General features: G+C 63.4%; 16 protein-coding genes. 3 read left to right on the forward strand and 13 right to left on the reverse strand.

Translation table 11 applies throughout. The features are described from left to right. The first annotated feature begins 48 nt into the window (after window positions 1-48). A complete protein-coding gene (locus ACIGJC_RS03575; protein WP_483710656.1) occupies window positions 49-2,349 on the forward strand; it encodes a spermine/spermidine synthase domain-containing protein in 2,301 nt (766 codons plus the stop codon). A 101-nt stretch (window positions 2,350-2,450) separates the two neighbouring features. Here ACIGJC_RS03575 and ACIGJC_RS03580 read toward each other — a convergent pair whose 3' ends face one another. From ACIGJC_RS03580 to ACIGJC_RS03635, 12 genes are all read right to left on the reverse strand, one after another. Beyond that, window positions 2,451-3,236 carry a metallophosphoesterase family protein gene (locus tag ACIGJC_RS03580; RefSeq protein WP_483710657.1) on the reverse strand — a complete coding sequence of 262 codons (786 nt, stop codon included), beginning with the start codon at window positions 3,234-3,236 and terminating at the stop codon, window positions 2,451-2,453. 219 nt (window positions 3,237-3,455) lie between these two features. After that, window positions 3,456-4,427 (reverse strand): type II secretion system F family protein, encoded by a 972-nt coding sequence (locus ACIGJC_RS03585; protein ID WP_483710658.1) that lies wholly within the window; start codon window positions 4,425-4,427, stop codon window positions 3,456-3,458. Between the two features lie 83 nt (window positions 4,428-4,510). Beyond that, on the reverse strand, window positions 4,511-5,488 hold the full coding sequence (locus ACIGJC_RS03590; protein WP_483710659.1) for a type II secretion system F family protein: 978 nt from the start codon (window positions 5,486-5,488) through the stop codon (window positions 4,511-4,513). Window positions 5,489-5,533: 45 nt separating this feature from the next. Next, a complete protein-coding gene (locus tag ACIGJC_RS03595) occupies window positions 5,534-6,913 on the reverse strand; it encodes a TadA family conjugal transfer-associated ATPase (RefSeq protein WP_483710660.1) in 1,380 nt (459 codons plus the stop codon). Window positions 6,914-6,962: 49 nt separating this feature from the next. Then, window positions 6,963-8,156 carry a CpaE/TadZ family protein gene (locus tag ACIGJC_RS03600; RefSeq protein ID WP_483710661.1) on the reverse strand — a complete coding sequence of 398 codons (1,194 nt, stop codon included), beginning with the start codon at window positions 8,154-8,156 and terminating at the stop codon, window positions 6,963-6,965. Between the two features lie 63 nt (window positions 8,157-8,219). Further along, the gene (locus tag ACIGJC_RS03605) at window positions 8,220-8,567 is read right to left on the reverse strand and encodes a hypothetical protein (protein ID WP_483710662.1); all 348 of its coding nucleotides are present in this window, start codon (window positions 8,565-8,567) and stop codon (window positions 8,220-8,222) included. Window positions 8,568-8,599: 32 nt separating this feature from the next. After that, window positions 8,600-10,495 carry a type II and III secretion system protein family protein gene (locus ACIGJC_RS03610; RefSeq protein ID WP_483710663.1) on the reverse strand — a complete coding sequence of 632 codons (1,896 nt, stop codon included), beginning with the start codon at window positions 10,493-10,495 and terminating at the stop codon, window positions 8,600-8,602. A gap of 65 nt (window positions 10,496-10,560) precedes the next feature. Next, window positions 10,561-11,403 (reverse strand): Flp pilus assembly protein CpaB, encoded by an 843-nt coding sequence (gene cpaB / locus ACIGJC_RS03615; RefSeq protein ID WP_483710664.1) that lies wholly within the window; start codon window positions 11,401-11,403, stop codon window positions 10,561-10,563. 39 nt (window positions 11,404-11,442) lie between these two features. Continuing rightward, window positions 11,443-12,861 (reverse strand): ATP-binding protein, encoded by a 1,419-nt coding sequence (locus ACIGJC_RS03620; RefSeq protein WP_483710665.1) that lies wholly within the window; start codon window positions 12,859-12,861, stop codon window positions 11,443-11,445. A 75-nt stretch (window positions 12,862-12,936) separates the two neighbouring features. Further along, window positions 12,937-13,470, reverse strand: a complete 534-nt coding sequence (locus ACIGJC_RS03625; protein ID WP_483710666.1) for an A24 family peptidase — start codon at window positions 13,468-13,470, stop codon at window positions 12,937-12,939. A gap of 52 nt (window positions 13,471-13,522) precedes the next feature. Beyond that, window positions 13,523-13,696: a Flp family type IVb pilin gene (locus ACIGJC_RS03630; protein WP_483710667.1), complete on the reverse strand. Its 174-nt coding sequence runs from the start codon at window positions 13,694-13,696 to the stop codon at window positions 13,523-13,525. A 91-nt stretch (window positions 13,697-13,787) separates the two neighbouring features. Continuing rightward, window positions 13,788-13,973, reverse strand: coding sequence for a Flp family type IVb pilin (locus ACIGJC_RS03635; protein WP_483710668.1), 186 nt, complete (start codon window positions 13,971-13,973; stop codon window positions 13,788-13,790). A 1,174-nt stretch (window positions 13,974-15,147) separates the two neighbouring features. Between ACIGJC_RS03635 and ACIGJC_RS03640 the strand changes: the two genes are divergently transcribed. After that, entirely contained in the window at window positions 15,148-16,383 is a 1,236-nt protein-coding gene (locus ACIGJC_RS03640; protein ID WP_483710669.1) for a glycosyltransferase family 87 protein, read from the forward strand. Between the two features lie 207 nt (window positions 16,384-16,590). Beyond that, window positions 16,591-17,604, forward strand: coding sequence for a glycosyltransferase family 2 protein (locus tag ACIGJC_RS03645; RefSeq protein WP_483710670.1), 1,014 nt, complete (start codon window positions 16,591-16,593; stop codon window positions 17,602-17,604). A 176-nt stretch (window positions 17,605-17,780) separates the two neighbouring features. Here the strand turns inward: ACIGJC_RS03645 and ACIGJC_RS03650 are convergent, their stop codons facing one another. Continuing rightward, window positions 17,781-18,182, reverse strand: a complete 402-nt coding sequence (locus ACIGJC_RS03650; RefSeq protein ID WP_483710671.1) for a GtrA family protein — start codon at window positions 18,180-18,182, stop codon at window positions 17,781-17,783. Between the last annotated feature and the right edge of the window lies 1 nt (window position 18,183).

Consider the following 18,183-nt stretch of genomic DNA (forward strand, 5'->3'; position numbering starts at 1 on the left):
TCGCTAACGCGCTACAGAGAAGAGGAATGATGGGCCAGAGGGGAATCCATGGAAACGAGAAACCCGATCGCAAACGCATTGCCGACGGAAATACGGGTTCGAGATGACGGAAGAATCCCGACGGATGCCACTGCGCTGCGTTGGAAGCACACCATCTGCGTTCTGTTTTTCTTTTCCGGATTCCCGGCGCTCATTTACCAGCTGATATGGCAACGGGCGCTGTTTCGGATTCTCGGCGTCAATATCGAGTCGGTGACCATCGTCGTCACCGCCTTCATGTTGGGACTTGGCCTGGGCAGTCTCGCGGGAGGGTTGCTGTCGAAGCGACGCGGCCTTGCCCTGCTTCCGTTGCTGGCTGCGATCGAACTTCTTACCGGAACCTTCGGCCTCGTTTCGCTTGATGTATTTGACCGGGTTGGCACACTAGCGCTGGGTCTGCCCTTAAGCGCGACAGCGGCAGTGGCGCTGGCGCTGGTGCTGGCGCCGACGTTGCTCATGGGCGCAACGCTGCCGGTGCTGGTTGGACACCTGGCTCGACGCTCAGGGAACGTGGGCGGCTCCGTTGGTTTGCTGTACTACGTCAATACATTGGGGGCTGGTGTTGCTTGCCTGATCTGTACCGTGTTGCTGTTCCCCTTTCTCGGCATGCAGGCCGCGGTGTACGTGGCGGTTGCGATCAACGCAGCCGTAGCAGTGGTGGCGTTGGTCGCGCATTGGCGCGACCGTGGTAGGGGCGATACAGGCGCGGCACCATCGCAGGTGTTTTCGTCGACCACGACACCAGCACTGCGCTTTGGCGCGGTGGTGGCCCTGGCTTGTGCTGGCGGGGCAATCTCGCTCTCGTATGAGATCTTTTTCTTCCGCACAGTGTCTTATGCTTCCGGGAGCGGGGCCTCGGCTTTCTCGGCTACTTTGGCAGCATTCTTGATCGGCATCGCCTCGGGATCGCGCCAGGCGGGGGAGTGGTGCGCCGGGGCGCTGGAACACGGAATGCGGCAGTTGTCAGGTTCGCTGCTAAAGGCCAATCTGGTGGGCTTGCTGTTTCTGCCATTGCTGGCGCATTTCCCCCTGCCCGGTGGCGCGGAGCTTGGCGTCTCGCTGCTGGTGGTGTTCGTGGTGGCTCGCAATTGGGGGGCGCTGCTACCTTGCCTGGCCCATTGGGGCGTGTCCCCCGACGGCCATGCCGGTATGCGCATTGCTCTACTCTATCTTGCCAACATCGCCGGCTCGGCCACGGGCAGCGTCCTTACCGGCTTTGTCCTGATGGAGCATCTCGGACTAGTCAGCATTTCCATGGTGTTGGTTGGGGCTGGTGTCGCATGCTTGTTGTTGTTGCACGCGTGGCTGCCACTACCACCGCAGGTGAAGCGCTGGCATGCCGGCTGTGCCGGCGCCATGGGCGTGTTGACCGTAGTGGCACTCCCGGCGCTCAGTATCGGCGTACTGGAATCGCTGTTATGGAAAGGTTCACCCGAAGCCAAGGGGCCCTTCGCTCATGTGATCGAAAACCGCAGTGGCATCATCACGGTTGATCGGGAGGGTACTGTGTATGGCGGCGGTATGTATGACGGCCGTTTCAACGTCGATCTGCGGCATGACACAAATGGCATTCTGCGTCCCTATGCGCTGAACCTGTTCCATCGCCACCCGCGCGACGTGCTGATGATCGGACTGTCATCGGGTTCGTGGGCACAGGTGATTGCCAACAATCCGGAAGTCCGATCGCTCACGATCGTGGAGATCAACCCCGGCTACGTGGAATTGGTGGCGGGGGCGGCGGAAGTTGCGTCTGTACTGAGCAATCCCAAGGTGACACTCGTTACTGATGACGGACGCCGCTGGTTGCGCATGAACCGCGACCGGCGTTTTGACGCCATCGTCTCTAATACAACTTGGCATTTCCGGGCCAATGCCACCAATCTTCTGTCTGCCGAGTTCCTTCAACTGGCCGATGCCCATTTAAATCCAGGGGGGATCCTTTACTACAACACGACCGATTCGGAGCGGGTTCAGCGCACGGCTTGCCTGTCATTCCCCTACGGGGCGCGTTTCAGCAATCATATGGTTGTGTCGCGTGCACCTCTGGCCTGGGACTTCGAACACTTCCGCCGGACTCTGGAAGCCTATCGCGTCAATGGCCGGCCGGTCCTCGATGCGGGTAGGGCCCAGGACCGCCTCGTCGCAGATGCCTTGATGGCCGAGTGGGAATCCTCGCTGCACCGTGCCAGCTCTCGTCGCGAGGATGCCATGGAATCCTGTCCGCGCATCCTGGCTCGCACTGTCGGTATGAGCCAGGTTACCGACGACAATATGGGTACGGAATGGCGCCACCTGATGCGTCTCGAATGAGCGGTGCATCGGCGGTGATGCGTCATCGGCCGACGAAAGGAAGGATAAGCGCGGCGGACCCCGCTTCCCTTGTTACGGGGGCAAGGCAATCCGCGCTTGCATCAAATCTCGACCACGCAGCACCAGTCAAACTGGGCGTTTTCGAGCTCGCCAGTGCGGCGGCTGACATAGCCGCGAGGGTTGCATACCACGCGCGACGAGTCGATCCAATAGTCGAAGCTGGTATGCGTATGGCCGTGGATCCAGAGATCGGCCTGCGCTACCAGATCAGGCCGTCGCGACAGGAAGCCACTGGATACCAGGTCGTGCGAGTAGCGCGGATCGAGGCTGCCGAGGTCGGGGCCGTGGTGTGTGACCACCACGGTCTTGCCATCGAAGGGCAACGCCAGTTCCCTGGCGAGCCACACAGAGGCGACCTCGTGGCGCGCCAGCGCGTCTTCCGGCGAGAAGTGACGAAGGTGGCCGTCGTCACCATTTAGCTCGATCAGACGGTGGTCCAGCATCACCGCAGAACAGGCCTGCATCGATGCCTCGCGCCTGTCGGCGCCGAACAGGCAATAGTCTGTCCACCAGGTCGTGCCCAGGACGCGTACGCGTCCACTGGCGCTGCTGAACTCCGCCACCGCGCCGTTGAGGAGGTGCACACCGGGATGCGCGGCAGCCGCGTCCGCCATGATCCGGTCCACCGCGTCGACGTTGCCTTCGTAATACTCATGGTTCCCCGGCACGTAGATCACCGGCTGACCGAAGGTTCGAGTTGCCCAATCGATGCCTTCGCGGCCATTGGCGATATCGCCGGCCAGTATCACGATATCTGCTTCGCAGTCCGGCACGGATTGCGGCATGGAGTGCTCGATATGCAGGTCGCTCAGGATACGTAGTTTCATGGGAACTCCGGGCGAATTCATTCGGATGATGCGTCGTGCAACGGACGGTTGAATTCTTCAGAAGGCTGGCGATCCGGTCAAGTCCCGTGGATCGGAGCGGTGCCGCAGAGAGCTCTCGCAGAAGGCGAAAAAGCCCGGAGCCAGGCCCGGGCAAAGACCGTCTTGCCGGCGTTGCACCGGGAGACAGCCGGGGGAACCGTTTCCGGCTATCCGGATACGCTATCCCTGGCCGGCCATGGTCGGCAACAGGACGCGATAGATCTGGATGAATGCCGGGCCCAGCAGTACCAGCAGCAGTGACGGGAAGATCGTAAAAATCAGCGGGAACAACAGCTTCAGCGCAATCTTGGCTGCCTGTTCTTCTGCCCGCAAGCGGCGCTTGGTGCGCAACATGTCGGACAGCACGCGCAGCGAGTCGCCCAGGCTGGTACCGAAGCGGTCGGCCTGAATCAGCATGGATGCAAACTTGTCAACATCTTCCACACCGGTGCGTAACGAAAGGTTGGAAAGCGCCTTCTCCTTGGAGAAGCCGGAGCGCAGCTCCAGCAGCATCAGTTGCAGTTCGTCGGCAAGGACCGGGCAGCGCAGGGCCAGTTCATCGGCCACGCGCATCAGCGCCGCGTCGAGGCCGAGGCCCGCTTCCACGCATACCGTCAGAAGGTCGATGACGTCGGGGAATTCTTCGAAAACCGCTCGTTGGCGTTCGGACACTTTGTGCGACAGCACGGTGTTCGGCAGGTAATAGCCGATGGTGGCAAGCAGCGTCAGCAACGCGAGCATGGTGTGTTGCTGCTGTAGCGCCGGATGATTGCTGACTGCGATCAGGCCGACCATGGGCAGGGCGATTGCCAGTACTGTCTTGGCGGTGAAGTACAGCGGCGCGGCGCTTGCGCCACGCCACCCGGCGTTCATGAAACGCACCCTCAATTGCGAACCTTCCCATCCTTCCTTGGGCAGCGACAGTCGCGAGACCGGCTGCGCCCATTGCACGAGCTTGTCGATCAGGGCCTGCTGCCTTCCGGCACCACTGGATACCTGCCCTGCCTGGCCCGCGAGTTGCTCGGCGCGGCCGCGCATGCGGTTGGGCGAGAACGCATAGAGCACGCCAAACACCGTGCCAAATGCCGCCACGAAGATCAACCCAAGCACGACCAGCTGATCGGACTGAAACCCCTGAATGATGCCTTGCATGATGGACTCCCCGTCAGGCTACCTGCCCGTAATCGCGAGCACTATGTTGTTCGAGCGCTGCCTGCGTTGCGATCTTGGTGATGTCATACCCGGATGCGGATGATCTTGCGCATCCACAAGACGCCGAGCACCATCATTACCAGTGCGCCGCCGACCATCTTCAGGCCAATCGGATCTTCCCACAGCACTTTCATGAAGTCGGGGTTGACCACCATGACCATCCCACCGGTGGCAAAGGGCAGCAGACCCAGCACCCAGGCAGACATGCGCCCTTCCGCAGACAGCACCCGGATCTTCGCGAACAGCTTCAGGCGTTCGCGCACCATGTTGCCGATGGTGTCGAGGATCTCGGCCAGGTTGCCCCCGCTTTCGCGCTGGATCAGGACCGCAATGACGAAGTAGCGCAAGTCGGCTACGGGTACCCGTATTGCCAAGTTGGTCATGGCTTCGTCAAGCGCAACACCGTAGTTGATTTCCTCGAAAGTGGTGCGGAACTCCGGGCCGATTGGCGCCTTCATTTCCTGGCCGACCATGCCGAGCGCGCCACTGAACGCGTGCCCGGCGCGCAATGCACGGGCGATCATGTCGACGGCATCGGGCAACTGCGCTTCCATCTGGATGATCCGCTTGGCCCGCTGGCGCGACACATGGAGGACCGGAAGGACCGCGGCGATCGCGGCGGCGACCAGCATCAGCGGTGTGGGCACCGGCGATACCGGAATCAGCGCGATGGTGCACAGAGCCACCGTCGCGCAGTAGCCCATCAACTGGGCCACTGACCAGGAGCTGCCCGACTGCTCGAGCCAGCGGTCGAGCGCGCCAACACGGGGCATGCTCATCAACAGTTTCTGCATGCGCGGCGACCCGGCGAGCAGCCGCTTCTTGAGGATCGACAGCTGCTCGGAGCCGACCTGGCCCCCGGCGGACAGCGCCCGCAGCCGTGCCTCGATGCGCTTGGCCGCCGCACCATGCGTGCTGTTCCACCAGATGAAGACGCCCTCGACGCAGAGCACCACGGCCACGAACAGCAAAATGCCAAAGGCATAGAAGATCATGCTCATGAGTGTCTCCGCGTAGCGTTATCGTTGCGATAGTCGGTGTCTGCCTCAGACCTCATGGCGCTTGGCCGGATCGTAGGTTTCGTCGGGCAATCCGACGCCGAACACACGCAGGCGTTCGGCGAACTTCGGGTACACCCCCGTCGCGCGGAAATGACCGCGCACGGTGCCGTCCTTGTCGACGCCGGTACGCTGGAATGTGAAGATCTCCTGCATGTTGATGATGTCGCCTTCCATGCCGGTGATTTCGGAGATGCTGATGATCTTGCGCCGGCCATCGGTCATGCGCGCGGCCTGGACGATGACCGTGATCGCCGAGGCGATCTGCTGCCGCATGGCCTTGGCCGGCATGGTCAGGCCGGCCATGCTGACCATGTTCTCCAGGCGGGTCAGGGCATCGCGCGGCGTGTTGGCGTGGATGGTGGTCAGCGAGCCCTCGTGGCCGGTGTTCATGGCGTTGAGCATGTCCAGTGCCTCGCCGCCGCGCACTTCGCCCAGGATGATGCGGTCCGGGCGCATCCGCAGCGCGTTGCGCACCAGCGCACGTTGCGTGATCTCGCCCTTGCCCTCGATGTTGGGCGGGCGCGTTTCCAACCGCAGGACGTGGGGCTGGCGCAGCTGCAGTTCGGCGGCGTCCTCGATGGTGATCACGCGTTCGTCCTCGGGGATAAAGCCGGACAGGATATTCAGCAGCGTGGTCTTGCCGCTGCCGGTGCCGCCCGATACCAGCACGTTGATCTTGGCCTTGGACAGCGCCTGCAGCAGCTGCGCCATCGGCGGCGTCAGGCTGCGCAGTTCCACGAGGTCCGAAACCTGGAGCGGGTTGACGGAGAAGCGGCGAATCGACAGCAGGGGGCCGTCGATGGCGGACGGCGGAATGATGGCGTTGACGCGCGAACCGTCCGGCAGGCGTGCATCCACCATCGGGCTGGTTTCGTCGATGCGGCGGCCCACGCGCGAGACGATCTTCTCGATGACCTTCATCAGGTGCGCATCGTCATAGAAGACGACGTCGGTCAGTTCGAGCTTGCCGCGTCGTTCCACATAGGTCTGGCGTCCAGTGTTGACCAGGATGTCGGACACCGTGGGATCCTTTAGCAGGGGCTCAAGCGGACCGAAGCCAAACATCTCGTCGTAGATCTCGACCGTCAGTTGACGTCGTTCGTTGTCATTGAGCAGGACCCGTTGCTCGTCGATGATCAGGTTCACTAGTGTGGCGACTTCCTGTCTCACCTGTTCCTGCGGATAGCGCGCCAGGCGCTCGAGTTCGATGCGGTCCAGCACGGTTTCGTGCACTTCGCGCTTGAGGGCGTGGTATCCCGGAGACGTAGCCATGCCGGCAGGCGTGGCCGTCGCGAACTGGATCGCGGCGTGGCCATTGGTCGTGAATGCGGGGCCGGCACCGGCAAGCTGTTCGCGGATCGACATGATGGGCTCCTTCATTGGAATTGGGTTTGGCGCGGCCAGGCGGCAATCGTCAGGTACTCTTGGTGCGCAACATCAGGCGACGCAGTGGCGAAATGGATTCGGCTTTGCTATGGCGGCCGTTCTCGGGCGGGGCGGCAAGTTGTGCGGCCATGGCCTGTAACGCCCGGGCGATTGCACTGCGCCGGCTCAGCTTGCCAACCGGTTCGCCGTGGCTCACGGCTTCATCCACGGCTGACGGATCATCGGGCAGGGTCACCGTCACCTTCATCCCCAGGATCTCTTCCATGGTTGTGCGCGGCACCTCGTTCTTGCGGCCCGTGCGGTTAAGTACAACCTGGATCTTCCCCGCCGGGTAGTGCAGCGCGTGCAGGATGTCGAGCAGTCGGCGGCTTGGCCGGCCGCACGCGACTGCCGGCTCCGTCACCACGTAGATGCGTTCGCTCAGGTCCAGCATGCTGATCGACAACGGATCGATGCTCTGGCCCATATCGAAGATGATGAAGTCATAGTTCGGCTGCGCGACGGACAGGATCCACTCCAGCTTGTCCTTCTGGATCTTCGTGGCCTTGACCGGGTCCGTGGCTCCCGCGAGCAGGTCGAAGCCACTTTCCACGTGCACCACGCAGGCGTCGAGGAAGGCTGCATCCAGGCGGTCGACCTGGTCGCAGACGTCCGGGAGCGTAGACGGCGGTGTCTTGTCAGTGACGATGTGGGTCAGGTCCCCGAAGTGCCGGTTGAGGTCGACCACCAGTACGCGCTTGCCATGTTGCCTGGCAATCGTATCGCCAAGGTTGGTAGTGACGAAGCTTGTGCCCACGCCGCCCTTGCAGGCGATCAGCGAGATGACCTGGGCGGCTTCCTGCGCGCGCGGTACATGGGTAGCTTCAACCCGCCTCAAGGCCTCGGCCAGTTGCGCCTTGTCCAACGGCCACGACAGCACATCGCGGATGCCGGCGCGCATCGCCTTGATCAATACGTCGGGGCTGGGCGCCTGCGTTACCAGGATGCAGGGCAGATCGGCGTGTTGCTGGCGCAGCGCTTCGATCGACAGCATTTGCGCCGGGCCCAGCTCCGGCACCTCGACGATCAGCATGTCCGCCATGCGCAGCCGACTGGCATGGAGCGGGAAGCGGGCCAGGCCTTCCTGAAGCGACATGGCCCGGAAGTTCCCGACGGCGGCACAGAGCCGGCTGATCTCGGCCAGCCGTTCGGCGTTCTCGGATGCGATCAGGATCTTCAGCATGGTGTCCTCGCAAGTCTCTCTTTTGGTTTCCCGGATCCGGCGTGATGGTGTGCCTGGGCATGCTCAGCGCGAGCTGCTGCCGCCGCCGCCCATGCCTATGCCGCCGTAGCCGCCGGAGCCGAAGTCGATGCCGAAGCCTCCGGTGCTGCCGCCGGTCGGCTGCATGCGGATCAGCGAGCGGTCAAAGTTGCGCATCGCAGCCACGGCGGTTTTGCCGTCGGTGCCGGTGACAGTCGGCAGGCCGGCCGGCGCGTCGGGGTTGATGATCTGCATCTGGTTGACCGTGGCGAGTGCCACGCCCCGCTGGCCATCCCACACCGGCGTGGTTGTCATGCAGGCCGACAGTCCGAGGCAGGACAGGGCGCCCGCCACCAGGGCGGCGCTGCGCGGAAGCTTCGAGATCTTGCTCATGTTTGCTCTCCTGTTTGCTGTGGCGCGGCGGCTCAGTTGCTGCCCGACGTGGTGCCGTTGGCCGTGCCCGTGGTCCGGGCCTGCGCCAGGCGCGCGGCGGTGGCTTCGATGCGGGCGATACGCGAGGCCGAGTCCTCCGGCGGCGCTATCGCCGCCACGCTGCGCGCTGTTGCAGCGGGCGCCTTGGGCGCGGCGGCCACCGGCTGCGGGGCCGTTGGGGCCGGTGCGGGCGGCGTCGCCGGGGACGGAGCTGACGCCGTGGAGGGCTGTTCCAGCGGCCGGCCATTCGGCGTGGCCGAGATCGACGTGGCCGGATTGGCTTCGCTGCGCGGCGCCGACGGCGCGGTGGCGGGCGCTGCTGCCGGAGCCGGAGCGGCTGGTTGCGACGGGGCCGGCGCCGGCGGCGCATTGCGGTGGCCTTCCATATTGCCCATGAAGTACAGCGAGAACGGGTCAGGCGTGGTGAAGCTGTCGGTCGGCAGCGGGTAGTTGTTGGTCGCCATCGGCTTGACCAGGCGCGGCGTGATGATGAACACGAGCTCGGTCAGGTCCTGCTGGTACTGCGTGCTGCGGAACAGCGTGCCCAGCACCGGCACTTCGCCGGCACCCGGCAGCGCCTTGAGCGAGCCGCGCGCGCTGTCCTGCAGCAGGCCGCCGATGGCGAAGCTTTCGCCATCACGCATCTGCACGGTGGTGGAGGCGCGGCGGGTCGTGATGAGCGGCAAGACAGTCTGACCCGCCAGGCTGCTGCCACTGACGGTGGCGCCGGTCGGTGACAGCTCGGACACTTCCGGTGCCACCTTCAGGTGGATGCGGCCATTGGCGAGCACCGTGGGGGTGAATTTCAGGCCCACGCCGAACTCTTCTTCCTGCAGCGTGACGGTGCCGGCACCGTTCAGCACGTTGGCCTGCGCCACCGGGATGTAGATCTTCCCGCCGGCGAGGAAGCTGGCTTCCTGGCCGCTGATGGTGACCAGGTTCGGCTCTGCCAAGATCTTCACCAGGCTGTCGTTCTTCTGCGCGTCAATGGCAAACTGGAAAGGCTTGTTGTTGGCCTTGCTGCCGAAGATCGCCGCCGAGGCGCCGGTCAGCAGCGACGTCACCAGGCCGCCGGTCCAGGAGCCGAAGCCGCCTTGCAGGTTCACCGATGAGCCGAGCTGGTTCAGCAGCGTCTTCGAGACCTCCGCCACCTTCACTTCGAGCATCACCTGTTGCGGCGTATCGACGGACAGCATGTTCAGCACGCCGCCCTTCTTGCTGGCGTCGCCACCACCGCCAGCCTGCGCGGCGTTGGCATAGGCCTGTGCGATGTCCATGGCCTGCAGTGCGGCCTGCGAATTGGTGACGCTGCCGGTCAGCACCAGGTTATCTGCAGCCGTCATGACCTTGATGCCGGGTTCGCCGGGCAGGAGCTGGCCGAGCGATGTCTGCAAACCGCCGGCATCGGCGTTGACCACGACGTTGATGATGCTGCAGCCGCCGCTACGGCCCTGCACGATCATGTTGGTGGTTCCAACTGCGCGCCCCAGTACATAGAGCGTTTGTGCCGATACCATCGTGGCCTGCACTACGTTCGGGTTGCCCAGCGTGCGATTTTTTACCGGTTCCTGCAGCGTGATCAGCTGCGACTTGCCGACCGGAACGATCACGCTCGACTCAGCCCGGACCGAGCCGGTGCAATTCGGGCCACGCGCGTCCGCGGCCGGCACCGGCGCAGCGGCGCCGGCGGTCGCAGCGCCGGCAGGCGCCATGCTGATGGTCATCTGCATCGGCGCCTGGGCCCCCTTCGACGCCGAAGGCGCGGTGGCACGGGTCAGGTTGCCGGCCTCGACGGCGGTTTGCGCCGCCGCGGCCAGCGGTGTGCTGAGGATGGCAGCCAGCACCAGGATGCGGGTGCCGCCGGCGGCTTCGGATCGTTTCTGGTTCATTTTGAATCTCCCCCCGGAGAGGCTGTGTGACAGCACAAAATTCATCGATGCCGTGCGGTACGAGTTCAGAAGCACTCGACGCCGCCCTGGATGCCTGAGAGCACGCCAACACAGTTGCCTGTGTGCGGCTGTGCCGCCACCGTGCGGGTCTTGACCACGGTGCGCGTTTGCGTCTGCGTGACCACCTTGACCTGCGGCGCTTCAGGCGCCTTGCCCAGCAGCGTGCCCTTGGTCGCGCCACCGGTATTGATGTCGGCGACGTCCATCTGGTTGCGCAGCACCAGCGACAGGGTGCCCACGCTGCGCGCCACGTCCAGCTTCTCGGCCTGGTCGGGAGTGACTTCCAGCGTCACCGCATTGACCACCTTCGGCTGGGTATCGTCGCGGCTGACCTGCTGTGCCACGGCCAGCACCAGGATCTTCTCGAGCACGATCTTCGAGATGCTGCTGTTCTGCGTGGTCTTGGCTTCCTCGTTGGTATTGACGATCACGTCGACGTAGTTGCCTGGCAGCGCGAAGCCCGCCACGCCGACCACGTCGTTGACGCGCACCGTGATGGCACGCTTGCCGTCGTTGATCACGGCGGACAGGCCGCCCTTGGTGCCGACGGGTGCCAGCTTGGCATCGAGAACAGGTTCGCCGCGCTGCAGGCTGGTCCGCACCACGCGGCCTTCGAGCAGCTTCAGGTCTTCAAACGCGCCTGGCGGCACGCTGGCGGTGGGCCAGCTGACCAGGCGCAACTGGCTGCCGTTCAGTGGCTGCCCCAGGTTCAGGTCATTGGCGGCCACTACCACTTGTTTGACCGAACTGGACGATTGCTCCATCAGCCATCGCGACGCCGACACCACAGCCGCCACGCCGGCGAGCAGGGCAATCAGCAGCATCAGGATTGCGCGTGTGTTTTTCATGATGACTCTCCCCTGGAAGTTCCGTGTGAGCTGGTACGTTCAGCTTGCCGCGCGCTGGTCGATGGACCAGTGATGATGCGTACTGGCCGATGGCATGCCTTCGGCCGAGCTCCGCAATCCGTAATAGGCTTGCCATGCGGCGAGCAGTCCCTCCTGGGTTACCTGTGGCGCATGGCCGTGATAGCGCACCCCCGAAGCCACCAGCCGCAGCAGATCGCGCGGCAGGCAGGCCATCAGCGGCGTGTCGCTTTCGTAGTGCAGGCTGTCGACCAGGAATTCAAAGACGGCTTCGGCGCTGGTCAGTCCGAAGTCCGCGGCCGTACGCTGGTACACCTCGCGGTAGTCATCGAGCGACAGCGGCCCGACGTAGAGCTTGCTGCCGAGGCGGCGCAGGAAGGCCTCGTCGCCGAGCGCCGAGGGCTCGAGGTTGGTCGAGAACACCGGCCAGACGTCGAAAGGCACCGAGAAGCGCACGCCGGTCTGAAGCGTGAACATGTCGACCGAGCGGTCCAGCGGCACAATCCAGCGGTTGAGCAGGTCATCGACTCCAACCAGCTGCCGGCCCAGGTCATCGACAATGTAGATACCGTTGTTGGCCTTCATGTGAGGCGGCGCCTGGTAGAAGCCGGCGGTGCGGTCGTAGCGCAGGTCCAGCATGGCCAGCGTGAGTTCGCCGCCGGACAACACTACCGGGCGGTGGCACAGGACCCAGCGGCGGTCCAGCGAGCGGCGTGCCATCGATGCCTCGCTGTCAATGAATGGCACATGCACCAGGGGGTCGAACACCTGAATGATTTCCCCGGCCACGGTGATCGCGTGCGGCACCGGCACCGCTCCCGGCAGCAGCATGCCCAGGCGCTGCGCCAGGTAGGTCTTGCCGCTGCCAGCTGGGCCGTAGATCATCAGCGCCCGGCAGGTATTCAGCGCCATGCCGATCGCGTCGAGCAAGTGGACCGGGATCACGAGATCATGAAATGCCGCCGTGACGTCGGCCTTGGTGACGGAGCCATGGCTGACCGAGTGGTGCTTTACGGCTTCGATGTAAGCATCCAGGCTGACCGGTGCCGGACCGTTGTAGCTGCAGCGCGCGGACGCCTCGGCGGCGCGCGTGTAGCCGGCATCGGTAAGGCGGAAGCGAACGTCGAGGTCGCTGGCGCCGCGGTGCGCAATTTCCAGCAAGCGCTCGCGTACCGCGACAGTGGCGATTTCGTTGACCACCGCTGCAGGAAGCTTCAGTGAATCCGTCAAAACTGCCAAGGTAACCGTACGGTGCAGGTACGCCGCTTTCATTAACAGGCCGAGCAGCTGGGCGATCTCAAGGCCGGTATCGGCGATGGTGCGCGGCAGCACATGCCAGGGAGGCAGCGGTACCGAGCTGTGGTCGCCGCCGGTGCTCTTTCCAGCCGGGACGGGCTCCAGGTGTCGAGGTGCGTGTCCCACGTCGTGATGCTCGTTCATTGCCGCCCCCTGTTTGCGGATCTGCGTGTTCTCATCGAGGCACCCGACACTGCAGGCGCGGTTGTGTTGGCTGTTTCACGTACCGAAAAAAAGAATGGCCAGGGTGCCACCGGCGATGGCGACACCATAAGGTATGGAAGCAGCGGATGATTTGCCCTCGGCGTTAGCCAGCCCGACGCGGCGTTGAATGGCCGCATTCAGCAGCATGTTGCCGACGTTCGAGAACGTCGCGCGCGTTTGTCCGGTGACGAGAAGCACTGCCAGTGCCCAGACTCCGCCGATCAGCCAGGTTGCAATGGCGATCGACGGCACCATGCTTGCACCGAGCCAGGCACCGACGGCTGCCATCAGCTTGACGTCGCCAGCAGCCATGCCTCGCAGCAGGTAAAAAGGCAGGAAGATGATCAGGCCAGCGATCCACCCCCACAGCCACGCCAGCGAGCCCGCGGTGATTCCGTGGATGGCAACCTGCATTGGCAAGGCCGCAATCCATGACCCGAGGGTCAGCCAGTTCGGAATGCGACGCCGGTCCAGGTCAATGGCCGCTGCGATCGACACGATGACGATGGTGGCGGGGCCAATGGAGGCGGCGACGGTGGCGGTTGGCATGGCGCTAGGGACTGGTAGTTTGGGCGGCAGTAGATTCATTGACCAGGATGCATCACGGCATCTTGGCGGCGATGGATTCATACAAAGTCTTGACGGCATCCCCGACCGAGGAGACGGAGGCGACAATGGCGACCGCGATAAGCATGCCGAGCAACGCGTACTCAATGGACGTGACACCCGCGTCATCGTGCAAGAGATCCGCGGTCAGGTTGAGGAGCTTTTGCATTTCGCGTTCCCGGTGATGGAGCTGTTGTGCTGAGCGTTGTGCTGGCCGCATGGCTGATCGGTGTTGGCCAGCCATGCGGGCTCCCCAGGTATTAGCCGTTAGCGCTAGTGAGACTGCTGCCGATCTTGGAGAACGTGCTGTTCAACTGCGTGCCGACGATAGCGACCGACGCGATGATGACGACGGCAATCAGGGCAGCAATCAGGCCATATTCGATGGCAGTCACGCCCTCTTCGTCGCGGATGAATTGCTTGAACATGGTGGTCAGGGTTTGCATGACAATCTCCTTTTTTCAGGAACAAGAACTCGGTACTGCAGGACCGCAGAACTAAGGTCAGGGAACGCTCGCAACGTGGATCAATCCCTGGCGGTGTGGTAGCACGGCGGCGCGCAGATGGCGCACGCATGAAATGGCCAGCGGCCGGCGCCGCTTTGCATACCCTGCGGGGTGCGCGCCTGCAGCCGGCGTTGTGCCGAGGCATGCATGCAACGCGCCGAGTGCTGCGCATGGCTCGGGCAGACCAGTGCCATGCAGCGGAACGGCACACCGCCGCCGCTGAGGGAGCTGGCAGCGTGGCTGGCGTTCCGATGTCGCAAACCGGGTCGGCGGGTGACAGGCATGGCAGATATTCCCCGTGTGTTTTTTGGTGCCGGCCAGCTGCGCCGACATTGCGGCAATCCTGCTGACTGCAAGTGCCGCACGGCTTGGCATAGGCAAATGGCGGGCCAGGCGGTACGAAACTGTTGTCCCACAAGGGTTTGCGGAGACCCAGGTGTCATCCGACCGGCCTCGTCGGCGTGGAGGACGGATTCCGGGCCGTACTTCGTTGCCGGCTGGAAACGCGCGCCGCACAGGCTAATTTGGATGAGGGAACCGATGGATTAGGGCGTGGCATGGGTCGCTGCCCGCAACCGTGGGGGGGCGGCGCGTTGCATTCAGCCAAAAGCATGAGGAAGCCAGTGAGCCGGGCAAAACGCATCCGGCAGGGGGAGGACAATATCTGCCTTCACGACGCGGCACTGCCGCATGGGGCCGCCTAATGGATGAGGCGCCAGTGCGCCAGGGCCCGCGTTTCTCGATAGAAACAACATGCCCGCGCAGCAGCGTCCGCGCTGTGGCAAACGCGTAGTCAGAGTCGTCGTCAACCTATTGTGAGTACTGGGGCTTTCGGCAACCGGGGCCGCATGATTCAACAAAGAAACGTTGCTGGCGGAAGCGCTTCGAACAATGAGCGCGCGCGCCTTCTAGACGCATCGGTTGGCTTGCACTTCCGCGAACGCGCGACAACACTGAGCCATCAGGAGCGGGCCGAGGGCAGGGGTGTCGAATGAGGTCAGCCAAGCGTCGACGAAGCTTGTCGGCAGGTGCAGGGCACACGGCGGCTGGTGCGGGTTAGGCTGGGGCTGGCCGGTCGCGTCGGTCGTGAATGAGAGTCGTGGGAGCCAACGAAATGGCCTTTGAACACTTAGCAGGCAGCAAGCCATGGTTCCCCGCGGCCGACGAGCACTGGCTCGATGCGGAGCGCATGCGGTTGTATTCGTGCGCGGCGCTGATCTGTTACGCAGTGTTTTTTGGCATCTGGATGTATCGTGCCTGGATACTGAACATCGCTGGACTTTTCCCGCCGGGCGCAGATTTCGTCGTCTTCTGGAGTGCGGCGAGCGTTGCGCTCGAGCATGGAGCGGCCGCTCCGTACAGCCTTGACCTGCTCCAGGCTAAAGAGATTGCAACTGTGCCTGAGGTGCTGGCGGGCGGCGGCGCACTGCCGTGGCTGTATCCGCCTACATTCCTGCTGCCCCTCCTGCCACTCGGTTTGCTGCCTTACGGGGCCGCTGCCTTTCTGTTCCTGTTGGGTGGTGCGAGCTGGTATGGGTGGGCAATGTCCCGGACACTGCCGTGGCGTGGCGCGTGGATTGCGGCACTTGGCTTCCCGGGGGTTGCCGTAGGCATTGCGACAGGGCAGAACGCGCTCTGGCTTGCCGGCACCGCTGGCCTGGCGCTGACACTCCTGCGCCAACGCCCGGTGGTGGCCGGTGTGTTGCTCGGGCTTGTTACGGTCAAGCCGCACATTGCAATCATGTTTCCGCTTGCATTGCTCTGTGCCGGTCAGTGGCGCGCGTTGCTGGGGATGGCAGCAAGCGCAACGGCACTGGCGGTGCTGTCGCTGGCCTGCTTCGGTGTCGAGCCGTTCCTGGCATTCCTGAGCGCAACAGGGGTTGCGCGCGCGGCAGTCGAGAACGGTACCGCACCGCTCATCCGGATGCCGACGATGTTTGCAGCCGCCAAGTTGCTGTTCGGAGGCATCCTGTTGCCTTATGTCGTGCATGCGATATGCGCCTGCGCAGCCGTGGCCGCCGTGATCTACGCATGGTCGCGTCCATGCAGCTTCGCGCTTCGCGCCGCGGTGCTGTCGACTGCAATGCTGCTGGTCCCCCCCTACCTGTACGACTACGACCTGGCTTTCCTGGGAATTGCCATGGCGTGGTCGGGTATTCATGCCAATCGTTGCGGATGGCTGACTGGCCAACGTGAACTGCTGGTAGTGCTATGGCTACTGCCCTTGTACGGGCTGCTGGTGGGCGATTGGATCGGCATCCAGTTGATGCCGATCGGGCTGATCGTAACGCTGGCGCTGGGCGTTTGGCGCATCCGGCTGGAGCGCATGGGCCGGACATCGGCTGACTGATGTGGGGCGATGCGCGCCAGTGCGCTGAAGATTGATCAGCGGCCCTGGGAATTCGGCGGCTGTGCCATCGGTGCACGGAGGCTGTCTGGCCTTGTGATGGTCACCATTCATAGGCTTCGCTATCAGGCCTGAATTGCTTAATACGGAAGTGCATAAGATGAATTGGCTACGGCGTGGTAACACTCACGCCGCCTCGGGGAGAGAATCATGTCGGGTCCATACGATTTCAGATTGCTTTCACTCGTTGTCCCTTGCTACAACGAGTCGTCAAGCATCGCGGGGTTCTTCGATTGCGTCATCCCGATCCTCGAATCCATCGACCGCATCCGCTTCGAGATCGTACTCGTGAACGATGGCAGTTCGGACGACACACTGGACCAGATGCTGGCCTACGCGCATTGCGACGAACGGGTGCGCGTAGTCGACCTGACGCGCAATTTCGGTAAGGAAGCCGCATTGACTGCGGGGCTCGATGAAGCCCTGGGCGATGCCGTGATCCCCATGGACGTGGACCTGCAGGATCCACCCTCGCTGATCCCGGAGCTTGTCGCGTGCTGGCGCGAGGGCGCGGAAGTCGTGCTGGCGCAGCGGAGCAGCCGCGAGTGTGATTCCTGGCTCAAGCGCGTGACGGCGGCCAGCTATTACCGCATCCATAACCGGTTGTCCGACCTGAAGCTGCCCGTGAACGTTGGGGACTTCCGCTTAATGGACCGTGTGGTGATCAACGCGCTCAAGCAGCTGCCGGAGCGGCATCGCTTTATGAAGGGCTTGTTTGCGTGGGTGGGCTATAAGACAGCGATCGTGAGCTACGAGCGTGAGCCGCGCAGCGCGGGCCGCTCGAAGTTCTCCGGCTGGCGCTTGTGGAACCTCGCGCTCGAGGGCATTACCAGCTTCAGCACGCTGCCGCTGCGCAGCTGGACGTATATCGGCCTGCTGATCGCCCTCAGCGCCTTTGTCTACGGCACCTTCATCGTGGCGCGGACACTGATCTTCGGGGTCGTTGTTCCCGGCTATGCGTCCCTGCTTTCCGTGGTGCTGTTTCTCGGCGGCATCCAGCTGATCGGACTTGGCGTGGTCGGCGAGTATATCGGCCGCATCTACGATGAAGCCAAGGGGCGGCCAATCTACCTGGTGAGGCGTCGGTATCAGGAGACTCGTCCGAAACGCTGGGCGCAGGGCGATAGCCGCGTAATTCGGCTGACATCGGCGAAGGGGGGATAGTGCCCTGGCGTTTCAAGAGATGGGCGAGATGGCCGCGGAGGACTTGGAAGCGCTCATATGCGGCTGCAGGCTGATGCCGACACCAGCTGGCTGCCAGCAGAAGTAGAAGGACCACTGGCGTCCGCTGGCCCAGCGCCCGGGAGTTTCACTGCAAGGAAGGACTGGAGCGGCGTGTTTCAGCGATACGTCCACGACCGGTGCAGCACAAACGTGACCGGTGGCACGACGGACAGGATGCAGGCAAGGCCTACCCAGTAGTCCACACCGAGGATGTCGGCGGCCTTCGAGATGCCCAGTGTCAGCAGAAGTCCGAGCAAAGATACCAGGAGAAATCGCAGATAGCTGTCGCGCCCTGGTGTACTGCCAAAGCTCCATAGCGTGTTGAGCAGATACGAGCCGACATTGGCGATGATGAACGCTATGCCGTTGGCGCCGACCTGCGACGCATCGAACAGATAGATCAGGAACGTGGCCACGGCCACGTGGATGCCTGTTGCGATGATGCCGGACACGCCAAACCGGAACAGCCTGACAAGCGTGTGGCTGCCAGGCAGGCGTTCTCGGATGGCAGGCAGCATG

This window comes from Cupriavidus sp. C3SS-1 (genome assembly GCF_057073755.1).